Here is a 25,380-nt window from a genome sequence, read left to right as displayed (position 1 = left end):
TTTATGGGGGCTGTTATAAATGATTAAGATAAGGCGGGCAACAGACCTAGACTTTGAAGAAATTTGGCCTATCATACATGATGCCTTTTTAACTGGGGATACGTATGTTTTTTCACCTAACACTTCTAAGGAAGAGGGATTCGGTATATGGATGGAGATTCCCTTGGCTACATATGTAGCAATAAAAAACGACCAGATTGTGGGTACATATTTCATAAAGCCAAATCAACCAGGTTTAGGTTCACATATCTGCAACGCTGGGTATATCATTGGTTCAAATTTACGCGGAGAAGGTATAGGCAGAGCTATGTGTGAACATTCCCTAAAAGAAGCAAGGACATTTGGATTTAAGGGAATGCAATATAATTTTGTAGTAGCTACTAATCAAGTAGCCGTTGAACTTTGGAAGAAATGCGGTTTTAACATAGTTGGTACATTACATAATGCTTATAATCACAGGGAAAAAGGATTGGTAGATGCTTATGTAATGTATCAATGGTTTGATCAATAAAACAACCACGAGGTTCTTTTCTCTTATCTTAAAACAGGACCTTTTACCTATAAAAAATAGTTCTTTTATCTTAAGGATGTCTGTTAAGTAATGACGAATTAAGATTAAAATAATTTTATAGGGTGATTAGATGGTTGACGAGATTTATTCATTAAGAGATCAAATGGTACACTTAGGTTACGCAACTAGAGAAGTGGACGCATGGATACGTCATGTAATGGGGGACATACCCATTGAACAGTTAAATGACCAAGACAGTATTGAACTGATTGATCACTTGCATAGCTATATCTCGTTTGCAAGAGATAAAGCAATCATAAATATCAAGTAGTGCAGAGCCCACAAGCAGGGCTCTTTTCTTTTAGCAAAAGAGGACAACATAATGGTAGTACGGGACTGGGTATAGCTGCGAACGTTGAGATTTGCGGTTTTTATCGGGTGCTGTTAAAGGTGGCGGCGGTTATTAAATTCGAGGAAATGCAATTTGGTATCAGCAAAACAGTTAAGTGAATATAATAAAATAACATAAAATGGAGGTTTTTAATATGGATATAGGAAAAATAAAGAATACGATTGATGATGTCGGCCGTAAAGCTAACAGTGTTGTAGACGGGTTCGCTGCTTTCCACAATTTTGAGCAATACCAAGTATGGCTAGGAGTTGTAGCTATGATTGCACTGGTTGTACTGATTGCTATAGTCATCTGTTAAAAGATATAAAATAACGCCGCCCTGATTGGGTGGCGTTAACAAAGGTGATAAGTAGAAACTCTATGTTTAGTTTAACTAAGCGCAGACGGTCATACAGTAGACGCGGCTGAAAAAAGCAGTCAATTGCTTTGTCGAATGACACATATATATAGGAAGGAACATAAGATACACCAAAATGTAGCCCTCTTATTTTTACAATAAGAGGGCTGTAAGACGCAGAAGAAGTTTACTACCAATATAGTGTTTTTCCTATTTATCAAGACTTAGGATGCCTATTATTACTAGTGTTTCTGGTCGGGGCGACAGGATTCGAACCTGCGGCCTCTTGGTCCCGAACCAAGCGCGCTACCAAACTGCGCTACGCCCCGTCTCACATTTACTAAGTATACACATCCATAACGATATTGTCAACATTGAAGAGCGTGGTTCCCTAATGAACTTTCTATATAGCTATAATGAGTCTTTAGTCCTACAGGGATTTTACTGGAAATGTAGAAATATAGAAAGAAAAACAGAAATATCTGGAGGTATGTGTTTGAAAGTAGTTAAAATTACTCTATTTGCAGTTATTTGCACATTTTTTCTGATATTAGGCTCAAATAGCCTTGCGTTTGCTTCAGGAGAAGATATGCCTGTGCTAAAACAAGGAGAAAAGAGTGAAGCGGTTTACGCTTTGCAGACAGAACTTAAGAAGCATGGGTTTTATCAATATGGTATTGATGGAAATTTTGGTTTTTACACTAAATCCGCTGTTAGCGAATTTCAGAAGGCTGTCGGAATTGAGGATGACGGTATTGTTGGGCCTGGAACATGGCAGGCGCTTCGCAGTTATTCCGGTAATACTGAATTAAGTCGCAGTAAATCTGATAGAAGAATTGGGCAACAGATCGCTGGTTTTGCTCAATCATATTTGGGTGTACCATATGTATGGGGTGGCTCAGGTGCAGGTGGATTTGACTGCTCTGGATTTATCCACTATGTCTATGAACGGTATGGCATTGCTTTACCACGAGTTGCTGATGAGCAGTATGATGCCGGACGTCGTATACCGCTAGCTGATATTGAGCCAGGAGATTTAGTTTTTTATAGTACCTACGCTCCCGGACCTTCACATGTAGGCATCTATGTAGGAAACGGACAGTTTGTTCATGCAAGTTCAGGTGCCGGGGAGGTAACATTAACAGCAATGTCGAAAGCATATTATCAAGCAAGGTTTTTAGGAGCTTTCCGTGTTGTCAGATAAAGAAATAAAAATAAAAAAATAACCGGCTAGCCGGTTGTTTTTTGTTTGGTTGATGATAAGGTGGGAATAATATAAAAATTAAACAAAAATTATTTTTTTACAAAAAGTGCTACTGTTGTTCAAATGTGCTAAAATATTTATGTTAAACAGAAATTTGGCTACAATTCGAGGTAGATTATGCGGATTATAACTGGCATTGCCAAGGGAACCAAGCTTAAAACGCCTAAGGGTCTTGACGTGCGTCCTACTGCAGACCGGGTTAAAGAGTCGATGTTCAGTATTCTTGAAAATTTAACATTGCCTGGTGGTGGACGTGTGCTCACTGGGGCAAAAGTGTTAGATTTGTTTGCCGGTACAGGCAATTTGGGATTAGAGGCGCTAAGCCGTGGTGCGGCACATGCGCTGTTTATTGATCATAGTCTTGTAAGTCTTGCAGTCATAAAAGACAATATTAATAGTGCTAGGTTAGGCGAACGGGCGGAAGTCCAGCGTGGGGACTCGATTAAAATGCTTGACAAGCTAGGTCATTCAGGGCGGACGTTCTCGCTTATATTTGTTGACCCTCCTTATAACCAGAGAATGGTCAATGTTATACTACTGAAATTTGATACAAGTATCGTTGCGGAAGATGAGGGACTCATTGTTGTTGAACACTCTAAACATGAATCGATAAACACTCAGTGGCAAAATTTGCAGATGATCCGAACCGAACAGTATGGAGAAACACTTGTGACTTTTTTTTTGCAACCCATACGCGGGACGACTACTTTGGCAATAGGAGGCAATTAAAATGCGGATAGGGGTTTGCCCTGGCAGTTTTGATCCGGTTACTAACGGACACTTGGATATATTTTCACGGGCTAGTAAAATGTTTGATTTGCTCATTGTCGCCGTTTTCCATAATCCTAACAAAACCCCTTTATTTACTATGCAGGAACGGGTTGAAATGCTAAATCAGGCAACGAAAGATATTCCGAATATTAAAGTTGACAGTTTTTCCGGTCTTCTAAATGACTATGTGCGGAGGCAGAACAGCACCTTTATTGTTCGTGGGCTGAGAGCGTTGAGTGACTTTGAATATGAGTTTCAACGAGCGTTGCTCATAAAAAAGATCGACCCGGCTATGGAAACAATTTTTATGATGACAAGTAGCGAATATTCATTCATTAGTTCAAGCGGCATTAAAGAGCTAGCCAAGTTTGGCGGCACGATTAGCGGACTGGTTCCTGAGTGCTTAGAGGAAAAGATTATAAAAAGAATTCGCGAAAAGAGCTAGACTTTGTTTAAATGGGAAGGGAGAAGGTTATGAGTATTGAAAAACTATTAGATGATATGGAAAATATGCTGGTGGAGGCAGCACGCGTGCCATTTACCAACAAACGGGTAGTTGAGGAAGATGATTTGGCTAAATTTCTCGATGAATTTCGGGAGCGGTTGCCTAAAGAACTTGATGAAGCTAAACAGATTATTGCCGCGCGGCAGCGCATTTTTGATGAGGCGCAAAGAGAAGCACAAAACATTGTTGAGCAAGCAAAGGCCTATGTTATTAAGTTAACTGATGAAAATATTATTAATAAGCAGGCTCAGGAACAGGCAAATGAACTTGTTGCGCAGTCCCGTAAAACTGCCAGAGATTTGCAGGAAGATGCTGTTGTCTATGCTGATGAAGTATTTAAACATATTGCCGCCCATCTGGAGAAGACTCTGGACGTAGTTCGCCAAGGACACCGGGAACTGCAGCAAAATAAAAACGGTCAAGGAAAATAATAAGGAGCTAAGCTCCTTATCTTTTTACATAGCCATATATGCCTCTGGCCAAATGAAAAGAAATTGATAGTACCAACATAATGCCAAGTAATACCCCAACCTGATAACTGGTCTGTTCAACTCTGGTCAGCCATAGGCTCCAGCTGTTGGTCTGAGCTACGCTCATGGAAACGGGAATTACCAATAGCTTGGTGATTGCCTGGCCTGGCCCGAGGAGCAGTACCGTAATTATTGCAGCAAGCACAGCGTGCAGCAGTCGGCCAACTATATATGGCGTCATCCTGATACCTGATTCGATAACAATACTGGCTACTTGGCCGTGAACGGAAAGACCGCTCCAAGCAATAATTGCACTGGCAACAGCAACCTTTTGTATAAGCGGAGCATCGGTCTGGCTGACAGCTAGTGTGCCCAAGTCAATCTCCAGTAAGCCGCTCACTAACGATGGCGCTAAGCTAGTGCTATAACCAATTAAGCTTAGCAGTGCCGTAAATAGGCCGGTTAATATATCGGTAATACCAACTACTGTCATGATGCGAATAAACACAGAAAATACAATAATAAAGCCGCCAATGAGCATAATGGTATTCATAGATGACTTAACAGAATCGCCTAATAACTGACCAATCGCGCGTTTATCTTCCTGCCTTGCGCTATATAAGGCGCGAAAGGCGCGAATAATAATATTGCCGCTGGCTACAGGACTATCTTGGGTATAACTATCACGATTTCGTCCATGGAACCTAAAAACAATTCCCACAAGAAAACTTGATAAATAATGGGCCAATGCGATCGTTGCTCCCAATTCAGGCATACCAAACATACCCACAGCTACCGCTCCGAACATAAACAGCGGATCAGCAGTATTGGTAAAAGACAAGAGCCGTTCGGCCTCTACTGCTGTGCACAATTGGTTTTTTCGAAACTTACAGGTTATTACGGCATCCATTGGGTATCCAGACGCAAGCCCCATAGACATGGCAAAAGCCCCTACACCAGGAACGTTAAATATAGGCCTCATTAACGGTTCAAGCAAAACACCGATGAAATGAACGACACCGATTCCCATAAGGATCTCTGATAAAATAAAAAAAGGCAGCAGTGCGGGGAAAACAACATTCCACCATAAATTTAGACCCATAATAGCTGAATCAAAAGCATCTTTCGGATATGTTACCATAGCAACAGTTATAAATATCGTACAAAAGGCCATACAATATGCCAATAGCCGTGAACGATAACGCCTGCCGCTGCCCCAAATCCGCATATATAATCTCCTCCTCCAAGCCGTGCGGTTTGATAATATATATATTGATAGGGCAGAGGTAATATAACTAAAATGCGGTTTTCAAATACGACTAGTTTGTATTGGAGGGATAGCCGGTGCGGCCTAAAGTAGGTTTGGCTCTAGGTTCAGGCGGTTTACGGGGGATCGCCCATATTGGGGTTCTCAAAGTATTGGAAAAATACAGCATCCCAGTAGACTGTATTGCTGGTTGCAGCATTGGCAGTCTTATTGGTGCGCTTTATGCTGCTGGGCTTGATTCTGAAACCATGCTCAAACTGGCCAAGAATCTGAAAAAACGGCATTGGTTGGATTTCGTCATTCCGCAAATGGGAATTGTTTCGGGTGAGCGGGCTTTGGCGACCATCCGCCTTTTAACGAGACAAAAGACGTTTGAACAGCTTAAATTACCATTGGCTGTAGTTGCAACTGAATTAAGCACTGGGAGGGAGGTAGTTTTTACTGAGGGCGACGTGGCTAAGGCTGTTCGTGCCAGTATCTCTGTACCAGGAGTTTTTATTCCTTTTGCTATAGATGATAGGCTATTTGTCGATGGCGCAGTTCTAAACCCTACGCCAATTGATACCGCCCGGAACATGGGGGCGGACATAGTTATTGCTGTTGATTTGGCCCATGCAGGAACGGTAGGGAGTGTTAGAAACATATTTGATGTCATTATTCAATCAATTGACATTATGGAAAGAGAGCTATGTAAACACCGCCAACACCACTGTGACTTTCTTATTCAACCCGATGTTGGCAATATATCTCCTAGTTCTTTTGAAATGATGGACGAATGTGCTTTAGCTGGAGAAATCGCCGCCGAGGCAGTTATTCCTGAAATCAAAAAGCTTTTGGCTAGTCAGCAATGTAGCGAGGAGAAGTCTGATAATCCTGACCGCCTTTTCTCCATTGGTGGTTAGGGTATCCGAGTGCATAGAGATCTGTTGCGGTAATATCATATGCCAGCATGTCCTGGAAAAGCGGTAGCGCATCACATTGTTTCTGTTTACTGTTGAGATAATGAGATGTTTTAGTTATTACCGGTATTGTGCTGTGTTTGCCCAATTCTCTTAGTAATTGGCGGCCATTGTTGTTAAAGGCCAGTATACGGGCGTATAACGGGCCAGATTGGTCGAAGCGATGCATCTTGTTTTTTGTTGTTCCTAAAAGTGCGTGAACTATAATCCTTTGCAAGCGGGTTAATGGATAACGTTTGCTTTTTATAAGTGATAATAATTCTTGCAGGGTGACTGCTTTAAGTGCGGCATCGCTTATTTTATAGTGGAGCCCCTCTGTTACGTCAGGTAAAGCTGCTAATTCATCCAGGTGCATAGTCCTGAGTTTTGCCAAGATAATATTACTAAAGGCATCTAGTGTTACGGGAGCTTGACCTGTTGTAATAAGAGTATTAATCTGTTCAGCGCAAGCCGGAGGGACTGTCTTCCAGCCGATACTGTCAGGAGGCAGTATCCTATTTTCTGCAATTGATGCCCTAATAGCAGTAGCGCTGGCGATATTTGAGGTAATAACATTGTCATGGTAATTAGATGACAGTCGCTTGATGGGCAGGGGCGTAAGGTGTGGTGTATAAGTATTAATTGCGCGCAAATACTCAATAGCCAAGATGTTATTGGGGGATTGTATGATGCCTGGGTCAATACCCAAACTATCTGACAGTGTCAAGGCTAAGCTGGCGGCATATGTCTGGCCAGTTTTCATTTTTTTGCGCAATGTGTTCACGATATCGTTTTCTGATAACGCCTTTGCCAGGGGTATGAGTAGGGATAGATCTGCTGTTTCGGCACCAAAACAGATATGACTAACTATGCCTAAACGTCCAAGCAACTGGACGCCGCCAGTCGCAAAGTATTGAGCGCTACGCACGCTAAAGACAACTGGAAGTTCAATTACCAAATCGACACCAGCTTTAACCGCCATAGCGGCCCGAGACCATTTATTAATCATGGCCGGTTCACCGCGCTGCAAAAAATTGCCGCTCATAATGCCGATAGCAAATTGTGCCCCGGAAATTCGCCGTGCTTCATTTAAATGCCATAAGTGGCCATTATGAAAAGGATTGTATTCAACGATCATGCCAACTACGTTCATTACACTTCACCCATGACTATTTTACATTAATTTTGCTATTTGTGAAATTTTTTATTAAATAACTTTGCAAGATGAAGGGAAAACAAGTCAGGTGTCGAAATCATAGAAAATGTTAGTGAATAAGTTCGCATATTGGATTAGTGGTTTTGCCACGCCAATACATATTCAAAAAGTTTAAAAGGGGGATTTTTTTGTGAAAGTTTTGGTGGTCAACTGTGGAAGCTCCTCAATTAAGTATCAACTGGTCAATATGAACGATGAGTCCGTTCTAGCAAAAGGGTTGGTCGAGCGTATTGGTTTGGACGGTTCTGTGTTAACCCATCAGCCAGAGGGCAAAGACAAAGTAATTATTAATGCCGATATTAGCAATCATAGCATTGGAATTAAACTTGTTATTGATGCCCTTACGGATTCCCAGCATGGCGTAATCACCAGCATGACAGAAATTGCAGCTGTTGGTCACAGAGTTGTACATGGCGGCGAGAAGTTTGCCGACTCGGTGTTGATTACTCCAGCTGTTATGAAGGCTTTGGAAGATTGCATTGAAATGGCTCCGCTACATAATCCGCCTAATATCATGGGCATAAACGCATGTGCTGAAATTATGCCTGGTATTCCCCAAGTAGGTGTTTTTGACACTGCTTTCCATCAAACAATGCCCAAACATGCCTTCCTTTATGCGCTTCCTTATGAAGCGTATGAAAAATACGGTGTCAGACGCTATGGTTTCCATGGCACTTCCCATAAATATGTTTCTCAGCAGGTTGCTGAACTTATGGGAGAACATATGACAAATCTTCGCATTATTACTTGCCACTTAGGTAACGGAGCCAGCATCGCGGCTGTAAAACATGGAAAATGCATTGATACCAGTATGGGCTTTACCCCGCTTGAAGGTCTTGTAATGGGTACTCGCTCTGGTGGTATTGACCCCGCCATTGTTCCTTTCTTGATGAAGAAAGAAAATATGAATGCTGACCAGGTTGACAACTATCTGAACAAAAAATCAGGCGTACTTGGTGTTTCCGGCGTATCCAGCGATTTCCGCGATATTGAGGAAGCTGCGAACTCGGGTAACGAACGTTCCGAATTGGCGCTTGAGATGTTTGCCTACAGAGTGCGCAAATTTATCGGCTCCTATGTTGCTGCTATGGGGGGCGTTGATGCTATCGTATTTACTGCTGGCCTTGGCGAAAACTCTATCAGCATGCGCGACAAAATCTCCAATGGTCTTGAATACCTTGGTACTCGAATTGACCCTGTCAAAAATAATGTTCGCGGCAAAGCGCAGGAAATCAGCGTGGACGGCGCTAAAGTTAAGATTTTTGTCATCCCGACAAATGAAGAACTTGTTATCGCCCGCGATACTAAAGCAATTTGCGGCAACCTTGCATAACTGACACACAACCATCGCATGATAGGCAGGGAACACTTAGTTCCCTGCTTTTCTTATTGCCTTGACAAACTTCTGGTGGGTAGCTATAATAGATGAAGGTTGGTGGAAAATGATGAAAATTAACATAACCCACTTAAGGAAAGAGCTTGGAAGTAATCAGCCCTTTTCCTTTGAAGCTTCAGCCCGAGAGCTTGGTCTTGATAATCAGGCAATTTGGGCTGATAGTATGATGGTTGAAGGCTGCGTTATAAACAAGGGAATGATTTATGAAATAGCTGGAAAAATCCATGCTACAATGAATCAATCTTGCAGTCGATGCCTGGAAGACATGGTTACCATACTTACTGTTCCGTTCAGTGAAGAGTATAGAGAAGCTGATTTTGAAAAATCAAGCGAAGCTTTGGTTCAGGAACTCAACTATTTTAGCGGTGATGAAATTGATATTACTGATTTAATCCGTGAGAATATTTTGTTGGCCGAGCCTATCAACCCTGTTTGCAGTGAAAACTGTCGCGGGTTATGCCCTCAGTGCGGAGTCAACCTAAACATAAATACCTGCGGCTGCAACTCGACTAAAACTGATCCGAGGCTTGCGGTTTTGGAAAAACTCTTGTCCAAGGACTGAGATATGCAGGTTGGCCAATTTTGTTAAGGAGGTGGAAATAAAATGGCAGTACCTAAGCGTAAAATGTCTAAAGCTCGCCGTGACAAGCGTCGTGCTAATTGGAAACTTACTATTCCTGGTTTGGTAGAATGCCCCCAGTGTCACGAAAAGAAAATGCCTCACCGTGTGTGTCCAGATTGTGGTCATTATAATGGTAAAGTTGTGGTTGCAGCAGAATAAAAAAATAATGAGTGAGCAAGATAAAAGGCAATTATAATTTTATCTTGCTCACTTTTTTTTACTTGCAATCTTGGTAGTAACTAGCTATAATTAATACTATCAATTGGTAATATAACTTACTGATAAAACTAGGTGATGTAATGGCGCGAATTCAAAAAAAAATACGGCAGGAACAGTTAAAAGAGAAGCTATTAAGCACACCATTCTTCACCGATGAGGAATTGGCGGCATTTTTGGGCGTTAGTGTGCAGACTATCCGTCTTGATCGCCTGGAGCTTGGCATACCTGAACTCAGGGAACGTACCAAGCAGATGGCCGAAGAAGCCCAGAACAAACTCAAGACAATTTCCAGTACTGATGTTGTTGGTGATCTGATTGATCTTGAATTGGGCAGAACAGGGATATCTCTAATGGCTGTTACCCCTGACATGGTGTTTGAGAAAAATAAAGTAGCACGTGGACACTACATCTTTGCCCAGGCTAATTCTTTGGCGCTGGCAATTATTGATGCCCCAATGGCTGTAACAGGGGTAGCCAATATTAAGTATAAGATTGCCGTGCATGAAGGTGAAAAACTGGTGGCTAAAGCTGAGGTTATAAAAAAAAGAGGCAATAAATATTTTATTTGGGTTAAAACTAGGAATGACAGTCAGGAAGTATTTCGTGCCAAATTTATTATGGTATCTCTTGACGTTGAGCTACATAAATAACAAAAAATCTATTAAGTACTTGTATTCTGTCGGTTCTTGTGAAGGGAGATATTGAATTGAAGGTTGCCGTTGATGCTATGGGCGGGGATTATGCGCCTGATGAGATTGTTTTAGGCGCGTTACAAGCTGCCAAAGAGTATACCAAAGAAGATCTTGAGATTGTTTTAGTCGGCGACCAAGCTCAGATTACTCAATCGCTTGACCGTCATGGCAATTGGAAAAGTTTCAATATTACTGTTCATCACGCCAGCGAAGTTATTGATATGCATGAATCACCTGGTGCTGCTGTGCGGAAGAAAAAAGATGCATCAGTGGTTGTCGCTACTAGCTTGGTTAAACAAGGTCGTTGCGATGTGGCAATATGTGCTGGTAGTACCGGTGCAGCAGTAGCTGCTGCATTATTAGGTCTAGGACGAATAAAGGGTATTGAGAGGCCAGCTATTGCCACACCTATGCCAAATCTTACAGGCACAACAGTTCTTTTGGATTCAGGCGCTAATGTTGATAGCAAACCCAAACATCTGGTGCAAAATGCCATTATGGGTGCTATTTATGCTGAATATGTGCTTAATATTCCAAGGCCCAGAGTAGGCCTTTTAAATATTGGTGAGGAAGAAAGCAAAGGCAATGAACAAGCTTTTGCTACCTATCCACTATTGAAGCAGCTTAATACCGTGAATTTTATTGGCAATGTTGAAGGACGCGATATTCCCAAGGGAACAGTTGATGTTGTTGTCTGCGATGGTTTTGTAGGGAATATTGTCTTAAAATTAGGTGAAGGGTTAGCCAGTGCTATTTTGCAACTGGTTAAAGAATCAATTAAGACCAGCGGCTTTTGGACGAAAATGGCCTCAATGCTTGTATTGCCCGCTTTGCGAGGACTAAAGAAAAAACTTGATTATGCAGAATACGGTGGAGCGCCTCTATTAGGTGTAAACGGTGGCTTTATCATCTGTCATGGGAGTTCTCGGGCCAAAGCGATAAAAAACGCAATCAGGGTTGCTAAAGAATTTACCGAACAAGATGTTGTTGCCCATATTCGTGAAAACATTGCAAAGGAGGGGGTTGTGACCAATGAATAATACCAAAGCAGTAGGCATTATTGGCATCGGTACATATATGCCGGAAAAGATAATGACTAATAAAGATTTAGAAAGCATAGTAGAAACCTCTGACGAATGGATTGTTGAGAGGACTGGTATTCGGGAACGACGGATAGCAGAGCCGGGTATGGCAACTTCTGATTTAGCCAGTCGAGCGGCTCAGAGAGCACTTGATGACGCCGGGGTAATGGCAGAAGAAATCGATCTTATCATTGTTGCTACCGCTACGCCGGATATGCTTTTTCCTTCAGTAGCCTGTCTAGTACAGGCTAATATCAAGGCTACTAATGCTGCAGCTTTTGATCTGTCTGCAGGGTGCTCGGGTTTTGTTTACGGCATGGTAACCGGTAGCCAGTTTATTAAGGCTGGCTTGTATAAAAAGATTTTGGTTATCGGTGCAGAGACACTATCAAAAATCCTCGATTGGAGCGATCGTAATACCTGTGTTCTATTTGGGGATGGTGCAGGCGCGGTGGTTTTGGCCGAGACAGAACCCGGCTGTGGTATTTTAGCGGCTCGTCTTGGCGCAGATGGCACAGGTGGAGATCTGTTGAAACTTCCTGCGGGGGGGTCACGCAATCCAGCAACTGCTGAAACAATTTCGCAAAAAATGCATTTTGTTCATATGAATGGAAATGACGTGTTTAAGTTTGCTGTTAAAGTAATGGGTGAGGCTGCGGTTAAAGCTTTGGAAGATGCCGGTCTTAATTCCGGTGATGTTGATTGTCTGATTCCTCACCAGGCAAATATTCGCATTATCCAATCGGCAGCTAAACGTCTTAAATTACCGCTAGATAAGGTTATGGTTAATGTTGATAAATACGGAAATACCTCAGCAGCATCTATTCCAATTGCTCTTGATGAAGCTGTTCATAGCGGAAAGATAAAGCAGGGCGATACCGTAGTTCTGGTGGGTTTTGGCGCTGGATTAACTTGGGCCTCAGCAGTTATTAAATGGTGCAAGGGGGCCGACAATATTGCTAAATAGCAAACTCTGCCAGCTTCTAAATATTAAATATCCTATTTTGCAGGGGGGCATGGCTTGGGTAGCTACTGCAGAATTGGCTGCAGCCGTTTCTAATGCTGGTGGTCTAGGACTTATTGGTGCTGGACATATGCCGCCTGACGCATTAAAGGCAGAAATCATCAAGGCTAAAAGATTGACAGACAAACCATTTGGTGTCAATATTATGCTGATGTCGCCTTTTGTTAAAGAGGTAATGCAGGTGGTTGTTGATGAAAAAGTAGCTGTAGTTACCACTGGTGCAGGCAATCCTGGTGAATATATTCCGGCATTAAAAGCTATTGGTACCAAAGTTATTCCGGTAGTGGCATCTGTAGCACTGGCCAAACGCTTAGAACGCGTCGGCATTGATGCTATTATTGCTGAGGGAATGGAAAGCGGTGGTCATGTAGGGGTAGTCACAACAATGGCACTGGTGCCGCAGGTTGTTGATGCCGTAAATGTGCCAGTTATTGCTGCTGGGGGCATTGGCGATGCCCGCGGTGTGGTGGCTGCAATGGCTTTAGGCGCTCAGGGAGTCCAAATTGGGACACTGTTTGCAGCTTCAGTTGAGTGTACTGCTCATCCTAATTACAAAGCTGCAATAGTCAAAGCCAAAGAGCGTTCTACTGTTGTTAGCGGTATATCAACAGGACATCCGGTTAGAGTTATTGCCAATAAATTGACCCGCGATTTTGCTGAATTAGAAAAAAGCGGCGCGACAATTGAAGAGCTTGACCAGTTAGGTGCTGGCAAGCTGAAAGCGGCTGTACGTGACGGCGATGTAGATTATGGTTCAGTGATGGTTGGTCAGGTAGCTGGCATGATAACCTCAGTTCGTCCGGTTGATGAAATTATGCAGGATATAGTGCAAAACATTCCTAAAGTGATTACTGAACTCACTCATAAAATATAAAGTAGACTTAGCTTCAGATGGGGTTTTAACCCCACCTGAAGGTTAGTCGCCCTTATCCAGGGACTTAGCCGCTCGCCTGTGCCCTTTGGGTATAACTTCCACTTGTAGAAGAGGGAGTCTTAGAGCGGGTTAGTCATCGGATAAATATTCAATAAATGCATAAGGAGGGAAAGAAATGGGAAAACTGGCATTTGTTTTTCCGGGACAGGGTTCTCAAGCTGTAGGCATGGGAAAAGAGCTGTATGAAAAGTTTGACACAGTCCGGGCTGTATTCAAATCAGCCGATGAAGCTCTCGGCTTTTCGATTACCGATATGTGTTTTAATGGTCCGGAAGAAGAACTTAAGAAGACGTATAATACTCAACCGGCTATCTTGACTGTCAGCATTGCATGTTTTGAGGTACTAAAGCAGCATGGCATTAAGCCAGATATTGTGGCTGGTCACAGTCTAGGGGAGTATTCGGCGCTGGTTGCCGCTGGCTCACTATCTTTTGGTGATGCTGTTCAATTGGTAAGGAAACGTGGCCAGTTTATGCAGGATGCCGTACCGCTTGGTGAAGGCAGTATGGCAGCTATTATGGGACTTGATCGTGCTAAAGTTGTCGAAATCTGCCAGCAGGTAGAAGCCGAAGTCGGCGTTGTGCAGGCAGTAAATTTCAATTGTCCTGGTCAAATTGTTATTGCAGGCAAAACCCAAGCTGTTGAGAAAGCCAATGAGCTATTAAAAGCTGCAGGTGCAAAACGTGCAATTTCATTGCCAGTAAGTGCCCCGTTTCATAGTACACTGATGCAGCCTGCAGCCCAAAGGCTGGGTAATGAGCTTGATAAAATCAGTGTTAAAGATGCGGAAATTCCAGTTGTAGCAAACGTTAACGGACAAAAAGTAACTCAAGGTGCAACTATCAAAGAATTGCTGGTGAAGCAGGCGGCTAGTCCAGTATTATGGGAAGATTGTGTAGCACAAATTGTAAGCTCTGGCGCAACTACATTTGTTGAAGTAGGTCCTGGTAAGGTTCTAACAGGATTCACCAAAAAAATTGCTAAAGAGATGGAAACACTAAATATCGAAGATGCGGCATCCTTGGAAAAAATCCTTGATTATTTCAAGGAGGTTCGCTAAAATGCATTTAGATGGACATGTGGCAATTGTTACCGGAGCATCCAGAGGGATTGGTCGGGCAGTAGCTATTGCTCTGGCAAAGGTTGGGGCAAAAGTCGTAATCAATTATGCAGGTAATGCTGCAGCGGCTGAAGAAGTGCGCAAAGCTATAACAGACAATGGCGGTCAAGCAATTACTGTTCAGGCCGATGTTGCCAATGCTGAGGCAGTAGATGCTTTGGTTAAGCAAACTATAGAGGCCTATGGCCGGGTGGATATTCTGGTCAACAATGCGGGGATAACTCGTGATGCCTTGTTAATGCGGATGAAGGACGAGGATTGGGATGCAGTAATGAATACCAACCTTAAAGGAATATTCTATTGCACTAAGGCAGTATCCAAAATTATGATGAAACAACGAAGTGGTAGAATAATCAATATGACTTCAGTTGTTGGTATTATGGGTAATGCCGGACAAGCAAACTATGCTGCTGCTAAAGCTGGTGTCATCGGGTTTACCAAATCAATGGCCAGGGAATTAGCATCGCGTGGAATAACCGTCAATGCGATTGCTCCTGGATTTATTGCTACAGATATGACCCATGGCTTGACTGACCAAGTTAAAACTGATTTAGCGACAAAAATTCCGCTTAGTCGGCTAGGTACGGCCGAAGACGTTGCCGCTGCCGCAGTATTTTTGGCAACAGATGCTGCAAATTATATTACCGGACAGACTTTAAATGTTGACGGTGGTATGGTAATGTAATATATGGCTAAATAAACTCCTTGGAAGGAGGTGAATACCATCATGACAACTTTTGACAAGGTTAAAGAAATCGTGGTTGAACAGCTCGGCGTTGATGAAGCAGACGTAGCTATGAATTCTACTTTCATTGACGATCTAGGCGCTGATTCACTGGATATTGTTGAACTGATTATGGCCTTTGAAGAGGAATTCAGTATCGAAATTCCGGACGAAATAGCTGAAAAGATCAAAACAGTTAAAGACGCTGTGGAGTACATAGACAAGGAAAAGCAAGCGTAATTGAACGTTTTACCGGCGTCAGAATGATGACATTACCTTAGGTAAACGAAGAAAGTCCCGTGGAAACTTTTTTCGCGGGACTTTCTTAAAGGTAATGGTTGGTAAGTAGCTAATGGTAGGGTTATTGATTGGAGGAGTTGTTACTTGAAACTTCCGGAGCTTAAAATTGGCCAACATGTTGCTAAGATTCCTATTATCCAAGGGGGCATGGCGATAAGGCTTTCAACTGCTCGTTTGGCAGCAGCAGTGGCTGAGGCTGGCGGTATTGGACTTATTGCAGCATCTGGCATGGCTTTTGATGAGTTGCGCCACGAAATTCGTTTGGCGCGCAGCTTAACCAAAGGAATAATTGGTATAAACATTATGGTGGCGGCCAGAGAATTTGCACGCTATGTTGATACTGCCATTGATGAAGGAATCGATTTGGTAGTAGCAGGAGCAGGGTTTTCTCGCGATGTATTCCCTATGGGGAAAAAAACGGGTACTCCAATCGTACCTATTGTGGCATCAGTGAAAGCTGCTAAAATTTCGGAAAAGCTGGGTGCTGCGGCAATTATTGTTGAGGGCAAAGAAGCAGGGGGACACTTAGGTACTGATGAATCATTACATACGCTCTTTCCTGATATAAAACAAGCTGTCAACATACCTGTTATTGCTGCCGGGGGAATAATGTCAGGCCGGGATATTGTTGAAGTCATGAAACTTGGGGCTGATGGCGTACAAATGGGCACAAGGTTTGCCGCTAGCGTGGAGTCTAACGCCGCTCCGGCTTTAAAAGAATTTTATCTAAAGGCTAAACCCGAAGATGTGGTCTTAATAAAGAGCCCGGTAGGACTACCTGGGCGTGCTATAAAAAACCCTTTTGCAAAGAAAATCCTTGAATGTACTGTCGATGGTCCTGATAACTGTATGGCCTGCCTGAAACACTGTGAGAAAAATTTTTGCATAATTAGTGCACTCATTCGGGCCCAGCAGGGGGATGTTGATACTGGATTGGTATTTACTGGCGAGTATATTCATAAAATAGATGAAATATTGCCTGTCAAAGAAATTTTTGCACGGCTTCTTAAAGAAGTTGAAGAAATAAACTAGTGAGGTGACCTTTTTTGAAAAAACGAGTCGTAATAACAGGTTTAGGCGCGATTACGCCTGTCGGCATTGGTACCGAAAATTTTTGGCAAGCTTTGGTTGCTGGGAAATCAGGTATTGATCGCATTACTCGCTTCGACCCTAGCGAATATACTACACAAATTGCCGGAGAAGTAAAAGACTTTGACCCGACCCAATATATTGATAAAAAAGAAGCTAAGCGGATGGACCGGTGCACCCAGTTTGCTATTGCTGCCGCAAAAATGGCATTCGAGGATTCCGGTATTAACTTTGACCAAGAAGACCGGAGTCGTATGGGGACTTTGATTGGTACTGGTATTGGCGGCATGGACACATTGCATGACCAGTTTAAAACCTTATTTGACAAAGGGCCAGGACGGATTAGCCCCTTCTTTGTACCTATGATGATTGCCAACATGCCTGCGGGCCAAACTTCAATTACTTTTGGTTTGCAGGGACCATGCAGCTGTGTAGTTACTGCCTGCGCAACAGGTACTAATGCTATTGGTGATGCTTTTAAAATTATCCAGCGTGGTGATGCTGATGTTATGGTTGCCGGCGGCACTGAAGCTGCTATATCGCCGACGGCTGTAGCTGGTTTCTGCGCAATGAAAGCGATGTCTACCCGTAATGACGAGCCACAAAAAGCTTCACGTCCCTTTGAGAAAGATCGTAGCGGTTTTGTTATGGGCGAAGGTGCGGGTATAGTAATTATGGAAACACTTGAACATGCGTTAGCACGTGGCGCTAAAATTTATGCAGAGATTATCGGCTATGGTTCTAATGCCGATGCCTATCATATCACGGCTCCAGCTCCTGAAGGTGCTCAAGCTGCTAAATGTATGGCCATGGCTCTTAAAGATGGTGGGATTGAGCCTAACGCAGTGGACTACATAAACGCTCACGGGACTTCTACACCACTTAACGATAAAAATGAGACAATGGCGATTAAATCATTGTTTGGCGAGCATGCTAAAAACCTTAAAGTTAGTTCAATAAAGTCTATGACTGGACACCTCCTAGGAGCAGCTGGTGGTATTGAAACAATTGCCACGGTACTTACTATAGTTAATGGTGTGATTCCACCAACTATTAATATGGAAAATCAAGATCCCGAACTCGACCTGGATTATGTGCCTAACAAAGCACAGGAGCAAGTTGTTAATGTGGCGCTTTCGAATTCGTTTGGTTTTGGCGGCCATAATGCAACCATCCTGGTGAAAAAGTACCAGGCGTAAGTTGCTACATGAAAGAATCTAAAGGGTTGCTGGATGGTACTCGCCTACAGGCATTAGCCGAGTTATGCCGAACATTGGGAGTGACGTTTAGCGATTATAAACTGCTGCATCAGGCTCTCATCCATACTTCATATGCCAATGAGACCAAAGGCGCCAGTGTCAGGCACAACGAGCGCCTGGAATTTTTAGGTGATGCGGTTTTGGATTTGATTATCAGTTCCTATTTATTTAGTCAATGCCCCCATCTACCCGAAGGTGAACTTACTAAAGCAAGGGCGCAAGTCGTATGCGAACAGACGCTGGCAAAAAGGTCATTGGAATTAGGTATTGGTGAATATCTTCTTCTAGGTAAAGGGGAAGCGCTGTCTGGTGGCCGTGAACGGATATCAATCCTCGCAGATGCGTTTGAATCCATTATTGGAGCTGTTTATCTTGATGCAGGATTTAAAAGCGCCGCTAAATATGTGTTGAAACAGCTTAAATCCGAATTGACGCTGGTCGAAAGCGGCGATTATTTTAAAGACTATAAGACCTGGCTGCAGGAAATCGTACAAAAGAATAACGACAGCAAAATTGCTTACGAAGTTATTAGTGAGCGCGGTCCTGACCATGATAAATCTTTTGAAGTAGCTGTGCTAGTTAACGGTGAACGCATGGGATCCGGTTGGGGAAAAAGTAAAAAAGAAGCCGAACAGCAGGCTGCTAAACAGGCGCTGGTAAAGCTTGGAACAATAACTGAGTAATCTAAACTAGGGCGGCCGGGTGGCCGTCCTTTCTATATAGGAGCAATATGAAACATTACATCATTCCGATATTTATTCCGCATCTGGGTTGTCAGCATCAATGCATATTTTGTAACCAACAAAAAATAACTGGCAAACTAACTCCTGTTACAGCGATGCAGGTAGGTGCAATTATTAATGAGAGATTGGCTGCAATTAATCAAAAACGGCACATAGAGGTAGCTTTTTATGGTGGTAGTTTTACTTCATTGCCTGAAGGTATTCAAAACGATTTGCTGGCCCCAGCGACTGAATGTTTACGGAGTGGGCGTATTCACGCTATTCGCCTTTCTACTAGGCCTGACTGTATCAACGCCCAAACTGTCAACAATTTGAGTAAGCAGGGGGTAACCATTGTTGAGTTAGGTGTGCAGTCGCTTGATGATAATGTACTTGTTAGAGCAGCGCGTGGCCATAATAGTCAGGTTGTGGCTGAGGCTGTTACAATATTGAAAAAAACTGGTTTACGCTGTGGTTTGCAGCTTATGCCTGGACTCCCCGGGGAAGATTGGATAAGTTTGATTAGGACGGTGCAACAGTCGGTTAAGCTGAGACCAGATTTTGTTCGCATCTATCCAACTGTGGTTATTGCCGGCACTGCTCTTGCTGAAAGCTATAGGCAGGGTGCTTACCATCCGCTATCTTTAACGCAGGCTGTAGTGCGTTCGGCTTATATGAAAATAGTTTTTCAACGCCAGGGTATCGATGTTATTCGCACCGGCTTACAGGCTTCAGAAGAGCTTGACAGTAAAGAAACAGTGATTGCGGGACCATACCATCCAGCCTTTGGTGAACTTGTAGATTCTCATATCTTCTACTTAATGTTGGCAGGATTTATTGAAAAAAATCCTATACGATTTCCAACAAACCTCATTATTCGCCATCATCCACAGGATTGTTCTAAAATACGAGGGCAATACAATAGCAATATTAATAGTCTTAAACGATGTTATCGCTTATTAAGGGTTAGCCTATACGCTGATGCTACTATAAAAAAGGGTAATCTGGTGGTTGGATACGGTGGGCAAGCCTATCTAATGAACAAAAATATGATAAGTTCAATTTAAAAATGATGTAAAAGAAGGAATTTTTAGGAAATACGCAGAATACCTTTATAGCATAGGCCCTGAATTCAAAGGAGGAGAGCGAAAAATGGAAGTGCTCAAAGTATCTGCACAATCAAATCCCAAGTCCGTAGCAGGCGCTCTGGCTGCAGTTCTGCGTGAAAGAGGTACCGCAGAGGTACAGGCAGTAGGTGCAGGGGCGGTTAATCAGGCTATTAAGGCTATTGCGATTTCACGTGGTTTTGTCGCTCCCAATGGCATTGATTTGATTTGCATACCAGCTTTTGCGGAGATTACTATTGACGGGGAAGAGCGTACCGCCATTAGATTTATCGTCGAACCCCGTTAATGAATGAAAGTTTGATGTGAAGAAGCCTGTTTGCATGATATGCTGCAGGCTTTTTTATATTACTTGTATTACCAAACTCCTCGTGGTAAAATTTTGATTGACCTAAATACGCAGGTAAGGGTGATTGTTATGTTACTTCGCAGATTAGAGGCATATGGGTTTAAATCATTTGCTGAAAAAACCGAATTGGAGTTTGGGCAAGGGATAACGGCGATTGTTGGTCCGAACGGCAGCGGTAAAAGCAATATTTCTGATGCTATTCGTTGGGCGCTCGGTGAACAAAGTATTCGTACTTTAAGAGGTGCTAAGATGGAGGATGTCATATTTTCCGGAAGCGCTATCCGCCGGCAATTAGGTGTAGCTGAGGTGTCATTAGTTTTTGATAACAGTGATGGGAAATTGCCGTTAGATTTTAACGAAGTTACAATTACCAGACGTGTATTTAGATCAGGGGACAGTGAATATTATATTAATAAGACAGCCTGCCGGCTAAGGGATATCCATGATATGTTAGCCGACACTGGGCTTGGCCGTGAGTCAATGACCGTAATTGGGCAGAATAAGGTTGACGAGATATTAAGCAGCAAGCCTGAGGAACGCCGGTTGTTGTTTGAAGAAGCAGCTGGCATAAGTAAATATAAACAGCGTAAGCGTGATGCGTTGCGTAAACTAGATGATACAGAACAAAATCTTACTAGGGTTCAAGATATTACTGTCGAGCTTGAAACCCAGCTTGAGCCGTTAAAAGAAAGCGCTGCTCGGACTGATCTATTTAACAAGTTAAGTGCCGAATTGGCAGCCTGTCAAGCCACCGTGCTGCTAGAACGCCTAGAAAAGGCTGAAAAATTGGTTGAGAGCGCTAGCTTGGAGCAAGCTCATCTAACCGACCGGAGTATTGCAGTTAATACTCGACTGGCTTCAGTTGATAATGATAAAGATGCTCTGACACTGAGGATTGCTGAAGCTGATGAAAAGATTATTTGTACTGATAAAGAAATTAATGAACTTTCAACTGAGATTGAACGCATAGATAGCCGTAAGGGCATACTGAGCGAACGGATTGAGCAGGGGTCTAAGGCTGAAGCACGACTTCATGATGCTGTTGTCCGGCTTGTAGTTGAACAGGAGGCCGCAGAGGCGAAAATTGCTGAACTGCAAAGTAGTTTGGAAGCTAAACAACGCCAAGTACTTAATACCCATCAAATGGTAAATGAGAAATCTAGCCGCAATGATCATCTGCTTGCCAGCATCAGACAGATTGAGCACCAAATAGAGACTGGCCAGGAACAGACATTTGACCATTTACAGCAATCGGTCAATGAGCGTAACAGTTTGCGTATGCTTGAACGTGACTTAGCCACTCTGGCGGCCAAAATGAATAATTTTGACAAAGAACATACTAATTATTTAAATCAACAGAATGAACTTAGCATTAAGGAACTTCAGTTGCAACATGATATTGATTGTCTTGTTAGCAAGCAAAAAGAGTTAGAAAAACAGACTGTGTCTTTGCGACAGGATAAGGCTCAGTTAGAGCATAGTTTAAAAAAAATGACTGAGAATGAGCAGCAACTTGCCAGCAATGTAAATGAGACTTCGTCCAGGTTAAATGTTTTGGTAAGTATGCAGCATGAATTAGAAGGTTTTGGCCGAGGCATAAAAGGCATATTAAAGAGTCGGAATTCTTGGCGTAATGGCATTTACGGTGCCGTTGCTCAACTATTAACAGTGCCAGACAAATACGTCAATGCCATTGAGGTAGCTCTTGGTGGTGCTCAGCAGCATATTGTTACTGACACGGACCAGACAGCTAAGCAGGCTATTGGATTTTTAAAAACACAAAATTTGGGTAGGGCAACTTTTTTGCCCTTAAATACAATACGGATAGCTAAACCGCGAGAGAATGAGCTGCTGGCGGCTAGCCAGTTAGGCGCACTTGGGTTTGCTGCCGAGGTGGTTAGTTCTGATGACCGGTATCGGCCAGTAGTCGAGTATCTGTTAGGACGCGTAATTCTTGCTAAAACAATTGACGATGCGTTAAAGATTGCACGGAGCGGCGGATTTTCGGCTAGAATTGTTACCCTTGATGGTGAACTGGTGAATCCGGGAGGGTCACTGACAGGCGGCAGTGTAGGGCGCAAAGAAGCGAGCTTTATTGCTAGAAATAATGAAATTGAAACACTTACACTGACTCTTGAAAGCTTAAGAGAAAAGCAGACATATTTTGAGCAAGAAAGCGCAGCTATTCATGTGGCAATTGCTGAGGTGAACTCTAAGCTTACTTCTCTTGAATCCAGCTATAAAGAGGCAGAGCTTCGTCAGGCAGAATTTACAATACATCTTGATAAGGTTAGGACCGACGCTGTAAGATGCGATCTGGGACTCAAAACAATAAGCACCGAAACGGAAGAATGTCAGCAGGCGATTCTTGAGTGTCAGCAAAAAATTGAGGACAGTAAAGCTACCATTATTATTTTTGAAAATAGGGAGACTCGTCATAAATCTAAGGTGGCAGATTGGCAAAACGAGCTTAAAAATATCAAGTATGAGCAGCAAGCCTTGAGCGAAGAGATCACTGAGGTTAAAGTTAAGTTGAGTGCCTCTAGCCAGGATGTCGCAGCTACTCGTTTAGCCTGTGAGCAACATGAACAGAGTAAATCATCGCTGAGCCTGCAGTTTTCCCGGCTTGAGACTGAGAAAAATCAGATCCAGGCTGAGATTGGACAGGCTCAAACCGAACTTGTCTCAGTTATAAGCTGTAAGGAAAGTCTGATTTTTGATAAATGTCAGTTAGAAGAAGCGCGGCAGGTATATTATACCGAAAAGCTGAATTTGTTAGCTGATATGCAAAAATTAGATAAAGAGATAAAAGAATTACGTCGTCAAGGCACTGATGTGCAAGCTCGCCTTCATGAAATAGAACTTCTCGTAGCCAAGTATGGTTACGAAGCAGCCAACTGCCACGAGCAGCTCACTGGGCAGCTAGCCCTGACTATAGAGGAGGCACGTGCGCTAAAACGGCAAGAGAGTATTGAACAATTACTGCGAGCAATATCTCACACTGAAGGCCAGATTGCTGCACTCGGACCGATTAATCCGGCGGCTATAGATGAATACAATAGGGTTCAGGAACGATATGATTTTTTGCAAGAGCAGACTGGTGACTTATTGCGGGCTAAGGATTATTTGACATCGGTAATTAAAGATATTGATAATACTATGTCGCGCCAGTTTAACACAGCGTTTAGGGCCATAAGCCAATACTTTGGCGAGGTATTCGTCCGCTTGTTTGGCGGTGGACGGGCAGAACTTGTGCTCATCGAGCCTGGTAATATTCTTGAAACAGGCATAGACATTATTGTGCAGCCGCCAGGAAAGAAAATGCAAAATCTGGCACTTTTATCAGGCGGCGAACGAGCGCTTACCGTAATCGCGCTTTTATTTGCCATCTTAACCTACCGCCCAGCGCCGTTTTGTGTGGTTGATGAGATTGATGCAGCGCTTGATGAAGCCAACGTGCAGCGGTTCAGTGAATTTTTACGGGATTATGCGCTAAATACGCAGTTTATTGTAGTTACTCACCGCAAAGGCACTATGGAAGCTGCCGGTGTATTACATGGCGTAACAATGGAAGAGTCAGGAATATCCCGGCTGGTTTCGGTAAAGTTTATGGACAAAGCCGGATGACAAACAAGTCTTTAATATCAGTTTGGAGGAATAGTAATGGGATTTTTTGATAAGTTGAAAGCTGGTTTGGAAAAAACCAGAAAAAGTTTTACTGAAAAGATTGAGCAGTTGGTTATCGGTTATGCAACCATTGATGACGAGTTTTTGGATGATTTAGAGGCTGTACTGCTATCGGCAGATGTCGGTGTGTCAACTACTGCTAAACTAATGACTGAAATTCGTAGTGGTATTAAAAGCAAAGAGATTAATTATCCTGAGGATTTAAAGCCCTTTTTACAAGCTAAAATCAGTGTTATGCTGCTTCGAGAACCCCAAGTTGAACAAGATATCCATGAACCGCCGGTAGTAATGTTGATCGTTGGCGTGAACGGGGTTGGGAAAACAACTACTATTGGTAAGCTAGCCAGCTATTATCATGAAGCTGGGAAAAAAGTACTTATTGCTGCTGGTGACACCTTTCGGGCAGCCGCTATTGATCAGCTCGAAATCTGGGGACAACGGACAAATACTGAAGTTATTAAGCATGCTGAAGGCTCTGATCCGGCAGCAGTGGCTTTTGATGCTGTACAGGCTGCCAAGGCCCGTAGAGCGGATATAGTTATTATTGATACAGCCGGACGCCTGCATACTAAATCTAACTTAATGGAAGAGCTAAAGAAGATTAACAGAGTAATAGCCAAGGAAATACCGGATGCACCGCACGAGACTTTATTAGTGCTTGACGCTACTACCGGTCAGAATGCCATTAATCAAGCCAAATTGTTCGGTGATGCTGTTAAACTTTCTGGTGTAGTGTTGACTAAACTAGACGGTACGGCTAAAGGCGGGGTGGTAATTGCTATTAAAAATGAACTTAATCTGCCTGTTAAATGGGTAGGTGTGGGAGAAGGGGTCAATGACCTTCGACCTTTTGATCCTGCTGAATTTGCAGCTGCTTTGTTTGCCGACAAGTAAATTTACTTGACACGGCATTCTGTTTCAGATATAATCTGTGGTGTAAAGGAATTTTCCTTGCCACTTAAGCAGGTGAATGTATGGATCGCATGTTGAATAAAGTGTTGAGAGTGGGGCAGCTTTACGACTTTTATAATGCACTTTTAACCGATAAGCAGCGTGACTGTCTCAATATGCACTATCTACAGGATTTATCGCTGGCAGAGATCGCCGACGAATTCGGCGTAACACGCCAAGCGGTACATGACATTTTGCGTAGGGCCGAACAGACACTTGAAGAATATGAAGAAAAGCTGGGATTAGCCGCACGCTATAGCGATGAGCGCAAACTGCTTGCTGAAATTATCGAGAGTTTGGAACAATTGCCGCCAAGTGTACGGCAATTGCCTAAGTTAGATCAAGCATTAATTAAGTTAAGTTCTTTGTTAGAAGACACCCGGGAGGTGTGACAT

At 43.0% G+C, this 25,380-nt stretch carries 29 protein-coding genes and 1 tRNA gene; 27 read left to right on the top strand and 3 right to left on the bottom strand.

The genetic code is table 11. From position 1 onward, the window contains the following. The first annotated feature begins 19 nt into the window (after nt 1–19). The 4 genes from B9A22_RS09540 (at nt 20) to B9A22_RS25360 (ending at nt 1,221) form a co-directional block, all read left to right on the top strand. On the top strand, nt 20–511 hold the full coding sequence (locus B9A22_RS09540) for a GNAT family N-acetyltransferase (RefSeq protein ID WP_217805916.1): 492 nt from the start codon (nt 20–22) through the stop codon (nt 509–511). A 163-nt stretch (nt 512–674) separates the two neighbouring features. Further along, entirely contained in the window at nt 675–842 is a 168-nt protein-coding gene (locus tag B9A22_RS25370) for a hypothetical protein (protein ID WP_176215458.1), read from the top strand. Next, on the top strand, nt 842–1,021 hold the full coding sequence (locus B9A22_RS25365) for a hypothetical protein (RefSeq protein ID WP_084575485.1): 180 nt from the start codon (nt 842–844) through the stop codon (nt 1,019–1,021). Before B9A22_RS25370 ends, B9A22_RS25365 begins: the two co-directional genes overlap by 1 nt. A 35-nt stretch (nt 1,022–1,056) precedes the next feature. Beyond that, nucleotides 1,057–1,221 (top strand): hypothetical protein, encoded by a 165-nt coding sequence (locus tag B9A22_RS25360; protein ID WP_176215457.1) that lies wholly within the window; start codon nt 1,057–1,059, stop codon nt 1,219–1,221. A gap of 291 nt (nt 1,222–1,512) precedes the next feature. Here B9A22_RS25360 and B9A22_RS09525 read toward each other — a convergent pair. Next, nucleotides 1,513–1,589: transfer RNA gene (locus B9A22_RS09525), tRNA-Pro, on the bottom strand. 167 nt (nt 1,590–1,756) lie between these two features. On the opposite strand from B9A22_RS09525, the gene B9A22_RS09520 reads away from it, so the two are divergent. The 4 genes from B9A22_RS09520 (at nt 1,757) to B9A22_RS09505 (ending at nt 4,231) form a co-directional block, all read left to right on the top strand. Further along, nucleotides 1,757–2,464: a C40 family peptidase gene (locus tag B9A22_RS09520; RefSeq protein ID WP_176215456.1), complete on the top strand. Its 708-nt coding sequence runs from the start codon at nt 1,757–1,759 to the stop codon at nt 2,462–2,464. A 177-nt stretch (nt 2,465–2,641) separates the two neighbouring features. After that, entirely contained in the window at nt 2,642–3,253 is a 612-nt protein-coding gene (gene rsmD, locus B9A22_RS09515; protein ID WP_084575483.1) for a 16S rRNA (guanine(966)-N(2))-methyltransferase RsmD, read from the top strand. Nucleotide 3,254: 1 nt separating this feature from the next. Continuing rightward, nucleotides 3,255–3,740: a pantetheine-phosphate adenylyltransferase gene (coaD, locus tag B9A22_RS09510; RefSeq protein WP_084575482.1), complete on the top strand. Its 486-nt coding sequence runs from the start codon at nt 3,255–3,257 to the stop codon at nt 3,738–3,740. A 29-nt stretch (nt 3,741–3,769) separates the two neighbouring features. Further along, complete coding sequence (locus tag B9A22_RS09505) at nt 3,770–4,231, top strand: ATP synthase subunit B family protein (protein WP_084575481.1); 462 nt, start codon at nt 3,770–3,772, stop codon at nt 4,229–4,231. 16 nt (nt 4,232–4,247) lie between these two features. Here the strand turns inward: B9A22_RS09505 and ylbJ are convergent, their stop codons facing one another. Continuing rightward, nucleotides 4,248–5,498 carry a sporulation integral membrane protein YlbJ gene (gene ylbJ, locus B9A22_RS09500; protein WP_084575480.1) on the bottom strand — a complete coding sequence of 417 codons (1,251 nt, stop codon included), beginning with the start codon at nt 5,496–5,498 and terminating at the stop codon, nt 4,248–4,250. 116 nt (nt 5,499–5,614) lie between these two features. Here ylbJ and B9A22_RS09495 point away from each other — a divergent pair, with 116 nt between their 5' ends. Beyond that, nucleotides 5,615–6,439 carry a patatin-like phospholipase family protein gene (locus B9A22_RS09495; protein WP_084575479.1) on the top strand — a complete coding sequence of 275 codons (825 nt, stop codon included), beginning with the start codon at nt 5,615–5,617 and terminating at the stop codon, nt 6,437–6,439. Here B9A22_RS09495 and B9A22_RS09490 read toward each other — a convergent pair. Then, complete coding sequence (locus B9A22_RS09490; RefSeq protein ID WP_084575478.1) at nt 6,375–7,628, bottom strand: nucleotidyltransferase; 1,254 nt, start codon at nt 7,626–7,628, stop codon at nt 6,375–6,377. The two genes, B9A22_RS09495 and B9A22_RS09490, sit on opposite strands and share 65 nt — an antisense overlap. A gap of 193 nt (nt 7,629–7,821) precedes the next feature. Here B9A22_RS09490 and B9A22_RS09485 point away from each other — a divergent pair, with 193 nt between their 5' ends. The 18 genes from B9A22_RS09485 to ylxM all read left to right on the top strand — a co-directional run bounded on the left by B9A22_RS09485 (nt 7,822) and on the right by ylxM (nt 25,377). Next, on the top strand, nt 7,822–9,024 hold the full coding sequence (locus B9A22_RS09485; protein ID WP_084575477.1) for an acetate/propionate family kinase: 1,203 nt from the start codon (nt 7,822–7,824) through the stop codon (nt 9,022–9,024). Between the two features lie 109 nt (nt 9,025–9,133). Continuing rightward, nucleotides 9,134–9,649 carry a YceD family protein gene (locus B9A22_RS09480; RefSeq protein ID WP_084575476.1) on the top strand — a complete coding sequence of 172 codons (516 nt, stop codon included), beginning with the start codon at nt 9,134–9,136 and terminating at the stop codon, nt 9,647–9,649. 42 nt (nt 9,650–9,691) lie between these two features. Next, the gene (gene rpmF / locus B9A22_RS09475; protein ID WP_084575475.1) at nt 9,692–9,868 is read left to right on the top strand and encodes a 50S ribosomal protein L32; all 177 of its coding nucleotides are present in this window, start codon (nt 9,692–9,694) and stop codon (nt 9,866–9,868) included. A 140-nt stretch (nt 9,869–10,008) separates the two neighbouring features. Next, nucleotides 10,009–10,578 (top strand): transcription factor FapR, encoded by a 570-nt coding sequence (gene fapR, locus B9A22_RS09470; RefSeq protein ID WP_084575474.1) that lies wholly within the window; start codon nt 10,009–10,011, stop codon nt 10,576–10,578. Between the two features lie 56 nt (nt 10,579–10,634). Continuing rightward, entirely contained in the window at nt 10,635–11,660 is a 1,026-nt protein-coding gene (gene plsX, locus B9A22_RS09465) for a phosphate acyltransferase PlsX (protein WP_084575473.1), read from the top strand. Continuing rightward, nucleotides 11,653–12,669 carry a beta-ketoacyl-ACP synthase III gene (locus B9A22_RS09460; protein WP_084575472.1) on the top strand — a complete coding sequence of 339 codons (1,017 nt, stop codon included), beginning with the start codon at nt 11,653–11,655 and terminating at the stop codon, nt 12,667–12,669. The genes plsX and B9A22_RS09460 overlap by 8 nt, the downstream gene beginning before the upstream one ends. A gap of 49 nt (nt 12,670–12,718) precedes the next feature. Continuing rightward, the gene (locus B9A22_RS09455) at nt 12,719–13,600 is read left to right on the top strand and encodes a DUF561 domain-containing protein (protein WP_371361024.1); all 882 of its coding nucleotides are present in this window, start codon (nt 12,719–12,721) and stop codon (nt 13,598–13,600) included. Between the two features lie 175 nt (nt 13,601–13,775). Further along, nucleotides 13,776–14,720 (top strand): ACP S-malonyltransferase, encoded by a 945-nt coding sequence (fabD, locus tag B9A22_RS09450; protein WP_084575470.1) that lies wholly within the window; start codon nt 13,776–13,778, stop codon nt 14,718–14,720. A gap of 1 nt (nt 14,721) precedes the next feature. Then, nucleotides 14,722–15,465: a 3-oxoacyl-[acyl-carrier-protein] reductase gene (gene fabG / locus B9A22_RS09445; RefSeq protein ID WP_084575469.1), complete on the top strand. Its 744-nt coding sequence runs from the start codon at nt 14,722–14,724 to the stop codon at nt 15,463–15,465. Nucleotides 15,466–15,507: 42 nt separating this feature from the next. Continuing rightward, on the top strand, nt 15,508–15,744 hold the full coding sequence (locus B9A22_RS09440) for an acyl carrier protein (protein WP_084575468.1): 237 nt from the start codon (nt 15,508–15,510) through the stop codon (nt 15,742–15,744). A gap of 144 nt (nt 15,745–15,888) precedes the next feature. Next, on the top strand, nt 15,889–16,836 hold the full coding sequence (locus B9A22_RS09435) for an NAD(P)H-dependent flavin oxidoreductase (RefSeq protein ID WP_084575467.1): 948 nt from the start codon (nt 15,889–15,891) through the stop codon (nt 16,834–16,836). A 14-nt stretch (nt 16,837–16,850) separates the two neighbouring features. Continuing rightward, complete coding sequence (fabF, locus tag B9A22_RS09430; protein WP_084575466.1) at nt 16,851–18,092, top strand: beta-ketoacyl-ACP synthase II; 1,242 nt, start codon at nt 16,851–16,853, stop codon at nt 18,090–18,092. Nucleotides 18,093–18,100: 8 nt separating this feature from the next. Continuing rightward, nucleotides 18,101–18,835, top strand: coding sequence for a ribonuclease III (gene rnc / locus B9A22_RS09425; RefSeq protein ID WP_084575465.1), 735 nt, complete (start codon nt 18,101–18,103; stop codon nt 18,833–18,835). 47 nt (nt 18,836–18,882) lie between these two features. After that, entirely contained in the window at nt 18,883–19,941 is a 1,059-nt protein-coding gene (locus tag B9A22_RS09420) for an elongator complex protein 3 (RefSeq protein ID WP_084575464.1), read from the top strand. 85 nt (nt 19,942–20,026) lie between these two features. Then, entirely contained in the window at nt 20,027–20,287 is a 261-nt protein-coding gene (locus tag B9A22_RS09415; protein WP_084575463.1) for a stage V sporulation protein S, read from the top strand. Nucleotides 20,288–20,416: 129 nt separating this feature from the next. Continuing rightward, nucleotides 20,417–23,974 (top strand): chromosome segregation protein SMC, encoded by a 3,558-nt coding sequence (gene smc, locus B9A22_RS09410; RefSeq protein ID WP_084575521.1) that lies wholly within the window; start codon nt 20,417–20,419, stop codon nt 23,972–23,974. 36 nt (nt 23,975–24,010) lie between these two features. After that, nucleotides 24,011–24,928, top strand: a complete 918-nt coding sequence (gene ftsY, locus B9A22_RS09405) for a signal recognition particle-docking protein FtsY (protein ID WP_084575462.1) — start codon at nt 24,011–24,013, stop codon at nt 24,926–24,928. Between the two features lie 80 nt (nt 24,929–25,008). After that, entirely contained in the window at nt 25,009–25,377 is a 369-nt protein-coding gene (ylxM, locus tag B9A22_RS09400; protein ID WP_245823918.1) for a YlxM family DNA-binding protein, read from the top strand. Nucleotides 25,378–25,380: the final 3 nt, after the last annotated feature.

This window comes from Sporomusa malonica, assembly GCF_900176355.1.
GTDB lineage: Bacteria > Bacillota > Negativicutes > Sporomusales > Sporomusaceae > Sporomusa > Sporomusa malonica.
Note: the sequence above shows the minus strand (reverse complement) of the source record. Positions and strands in the feature narration are given on the sequence as shown.

Excerpts from the sequence above, each read along its gene's own strand:
- B9A22_RS09540 (WP_217805916.1), top strand. The coding sequence starts at position 20 with ATGATTAAGATAAGGCGGGCAACAGACCTAGACTTTGAAGAAATTTGG.
- B9A22_RS25370 (WP_176215458.1), top strand. The coding sequence starts at position 675 with ATGGTACACTTAGGTTACGCAACTAGAGAAGTGGACGCATGGATACGT.
- B9A22_RS25360 (WP_176215457.1), top strand. The coding sequence starts at position 1,057 with ATGGATATAGGAAAAATAAAGAATACGATTGATGATGTCGGCCGTAAA.
- rsmD (WP_084575483.1), top strand. The coding sequence starts at position 2,642 with ATGCGGATTATAACTGGCATTGCCAAGGGAACCAAGCTTAAAACGCCT.
- coaD (WP_084575482.1), top strand. The coding sequence starts at position 3,255 with ATGCGGATAGGGGTTTGCCCTGGCAGTTTTGATCCGGTTACTAACGGA.
- B9A22_RS09505 (WP_084575481.1), top strand. The coding sequence starts at position 3,770 with ATGAGTATTGAAAAACTATTAGATGATATGGAAAATATGCTGGTGGAG.
- ylbJ (WP_084575480.1), bottom strand. The coding sequence starts at position 5,498 with ATGCGGATTTGGGGCAGCGGCAGGCGTTATCGTTCACGGCTATTGGCA.
- B9A22_RS09490 (WP_084575478.1), bottom strand. The coding sequence starts at position 7,628 with ATGAACGTAGTTGGCATGATCGTTGAATACAATCCTTTTCATAATGGC.
- B9A22_RS09480 (WP_084575476.1), top strand. The coding sequence starts at position 9,134 with ATGATGAAAATTAACATAACCCACTTAAGGAAAGAGCTTGGAAGTAAT.
- rpmF (WP_084575475.1), top strand. The coding sequence starts at position 9,692 with ATGGCAGTACCTAAGCGTAAAATGTCTAAAGCTCGCCGTGACAAGCGT.
- fapR (WP_084575474.1), top strand. The coding sequence starts at position 10,009 with ATGGCGCGAATTCAAAAAAAAATACGGCAGGAACAGTTAAAAGAGAAG.
- B9A22_RS09460 (WP_084575472.1), top strand. The coding sequence starts at position 11,653 with ATGAATAATACCAAAGCAGTAGGCATTATTGGCATCGGTACATATATG.
- B9A22_RS09455 (WP_371361024.1), top strand. The coding sequence starts at position 12,719 with ATGGCTTGGGTAGCTACTGCAGAATTGGCTGCAGCCGTTTCTAATGCT.
- fabD (WP_084575470.1), top strand. The coding sequence starts at position 13,776 with ATGGGAAAACTGGCATTTGTTTTTCCGGGACAGGGTTCTCAAGCTGTA.
- fabG (WP_084575469.1), top strand. The coding sequence starts at position 14,722 with ATGCATTTAGATGGACATGTGGCAATTGTTACCGGAGCATCCAGAGGG.
- B9A22_RS09440 (WP_084575468.1), top strand. The coding sequence starts at position 15,508 with ATGACAACTTTTGACAAGGTTAAAGAAATCGTGGTTGAACAGCTCGGC.
- rnc (WP_084575465.1), top strand. The coding sequence starts at position 18,101 with ATGAAAGAATCTAAAGGGTTGCTGGATGGTACTCGCCTACAGGCATTA.
- B9A22_RS09420 (WP_084575464.1), top strand. The coding sequence starts at position 18,883 with ATGAAACATTACATCATTCCGATATTTATTCCGCATCTGGGTTGTCAG.
- B9A22_RS09415 (WP_084575463.1), top strand. The coding sequence starts at position 20,027 with ATGGAAGTGCTCAAAGTATCTGCACAATCAAATCCCAAGTCCGTAGCA.
- smc (WP_084575521.1), top strand. The coding sequence starts at position 20,417 with ATGTTACTTCGCAGATTAGAGGCATATGGGTTTAAATCATTTGCTGAA.
- ftsY (WP_084575462.1), top strand. The coding sequence starts at position 24,011 with ATGGGATTTTTTGATAAGTTGAAAGCTGGTTTGGAAAAAACCAGAAAA.
- ylxM (WP_245823918.1), top strand. The coding sequence starts at position 25,009 with ATGGATCGCATGTTGAATAAAGTGTTGAGAGTGGGGCAGCTTTACGAC.